This is a genomic window from Chromobacterium vaccinii, assembly GCF_000971335.1.
Lineage (GTDB): Bacteria > Pseudomonadota > Gammaproteobacteria > Burkholderiales > Chromobacteriaceae > Chromobacterium > Chromobacterium vaccinii.
The window spans coordinates 1-2,359 of sequence record NZ_JZJL01000113.1 but is presented as its reverse complement, the minus strand read 5'-3'; the positions used below and the strand labels follow the sequence as shown (position 1 = coordinate 2,359).

Annotated in this window: 1 protein-coding gene; it reads right to left on the bottom strand. The window is 68.9% G+C overall.

All coding sequences use genetic code 11. The features are described from left to right. A partial coding sequence (locus tag VL52_RS22795) for a type VI secretion system Vgr family protein (protein ID WP_046159190.1) occupies positions 1-2,357 on the bottom strand: 2,357 nt, incomplete at its 3' end. Between the last annotated feature and the right edge of the window lie 2 nt (positions 2,358-2,359).

Below are 2,359 nucleotides of genomic sequence, written 5' to 3'. Positions count from 1 at the left end.
ACATCCTTATCCGCCGTCAGCTCCATCGCGTCGCTCTGCGCCTGCACCTGCACCTTGCCCTTGGCGGCGATCAGCTTCAGCGCCACCTTGTCTTTCACTCCCGCCACGAACAGGCTGATGTGCTGGCCGACGTTGTGCAGCCAGCGCCGGCCGGTCGCGTGGTTGGCATCGCGCTGGGCGACCAGGTTAAGGTTTTGCCCGGCGCTGAGGGTTTGGCTTTGCTCGGTCAGGGAGGCGATGCCGGCCGGGCCGGACAGCACCAGCAGCGGCTGCTGTCCGGCTTGCTCTTTCGCGGTTTTGCCGTCCTTATCGGTGTTCGATCCCGCTTCCCAGGCTTTCAGCGCGTCGGCGTGGTGCTGCAGGTGGCCGTCCGGTTTCTTGCCGGCCTTGGCGTTGTCCGGGCCGATTTCGTCGGGCCCGGTTTCCATGGTGTCGGCCAGTTGGCCGGTGGCGGTCTCGGCCAGCGCCTGGGAGAGGCTCAGCGCGGCGTCGAGCTGGCTCTGGGCGTGCTCGCGCGCCAGCTGTTTGCCGGATGCGCCGTTCTGCGCCTCGGTGGACAGCAGCAGGCCGTGGGCGGCGCGGATGGCGCCGTGGTGGTCGGTTCTGAGTTCGAAGCCGTCGCCGCGCGGTTGGGCTTTGCCGTTGCTGCGCGGGTGGGCGAGGTAGCCCTGGTTGAGCTGGGTCTTGCCCGGTTCGCTGGACAGCTTGGCGCGCACTTCGCCGGGGGTGTCGTCGAACAGCAGCTCGTTGTAGCCGCCGCCCTGGTGTTCCTTGCTCTTGATGCCGGACAGGGTCTTGTTGGCGGGCAGGCTGCCGGCGCCGCTGAAGTCTGGCGTCGGGTGGCTGCCGTTGTACAGCACGCCGGTGATCACCGGGCGGTCGATGTCGCCTTCGATGAAGTCGACCAGCACTTCCTGGCCGAGGCGCGGGATGAACTGGTGGCCCCAGCCGGCGCCGGCGCTGGGCATGGCGACGCGCAGCCAGCAGGAGGATTTGTCGTCGAGGCCGGCGCCGATGGTGGGGTGTTCGTCCGGCCGCTGCCAGTGGAACTGCACCTTGATCCGGCCCTGGGCGTCGGTGTGGACCTCCTCGCCGGCCGGGCCGACCACGGTGGCGGTTTGCACGCCGAGGCTGGTGGGCTTGGCCGACTGGGTGCCGGCGTAGGCCGGGGTCAGCGGGATGCCGCGGCGCTGGGCCTGGATGCGGGTGGCGAACGGGGCGTCGGTTTTGTCGCCCGCCGGCAGGATGGCTTTCAGGTCGGTCGGCAGGTTGTTGCGCACCTGAAAGCTTTGGCCGGTGACGACGAATTCGCGCTGCTCGTGGCTGTCGGCCTCGTGCGCCGGGTGGTCGTCCAGGCGGAACCATTGGCCGGCGGTCAGGCCGCGGATGGAGCCGCCGCCTTCGAATTGCTTGGCTTGCAGGTCGTGCGCCTGTTGCCGCAGCCGGGCGTAGTGCGACAGCTGGTCGGCGTCGCCGGCGTAGTACAGGCCCTGCGGGTCGTAGTCCTGCAGGCTGGATTGCAGCGCCTGGCCGCCCTGGCCCTGGTCGATCTGGCTGCTGTCGCCGGTGTGCTGGGTGGACACCGGCTGGTAGTCGAAGGTGGCCAGCGCCACGTTGCCGGGCACGATCTGGCGGCTGGCGTTCCAGTCGGTGAGGCCGTCCTCTTCCTCGGTGGCGTCGCTGCGGTGGAAGCGCACGCGCTCGATCTCGGCCGGCGGCAGGCTGTAGGCGTCGTCGAACACCGCCAGCTTGACCTGCGGGCTGTCGCCGTCCACATGCTCGAAGCGCCAGGCGTAGCCCTCTTCATGCAGCAGGCGGACGATGAAGCTGAAGTCGTCCTCGCGGTACTGCAGGCAGTAGCTCCGCGGCTGCGCCGGGCCGACCTTGAACTCGATGGCCTGCGCGCGGGCGAACACCGGGTTGGCCGCCTGGTGCTCGTGGACGATCTGCTGGACGATGTCCGGCACGCTCAAGTCCTGGAACACCCGCGAGGTGCGGCGGTGGCGCAGTAGCGCGATCGGCGGCTCGATGGTCAGGCCGTACTGGGCGAAGCCACCGTCGGAACCCATCAGCCGGGCCTGGCTGACCACGCCGCAACGGACAGTTTCCTGGCCCTGGGCGTCGGCGATGCCGATGCGGGCGGACTGGCCGAGCAGGGTCTTGAGTTCGATGGCGCCGTCGGGGGAGAGGCAGGTGAGTTGATAACGATAGGCCTTGGACACGCCCTCTTCGCCATCCAGGCTTTGCGGCAGCAGCTGCTCGGCGGCGACCTGCCCGCTGCCCAGCTCCAGGGTGAGCAGGCGCTGGTCTTGATTGAAGGCGGAGGCGAAGGAGGAAAGCAGAGTGCTAAGGTCCATGG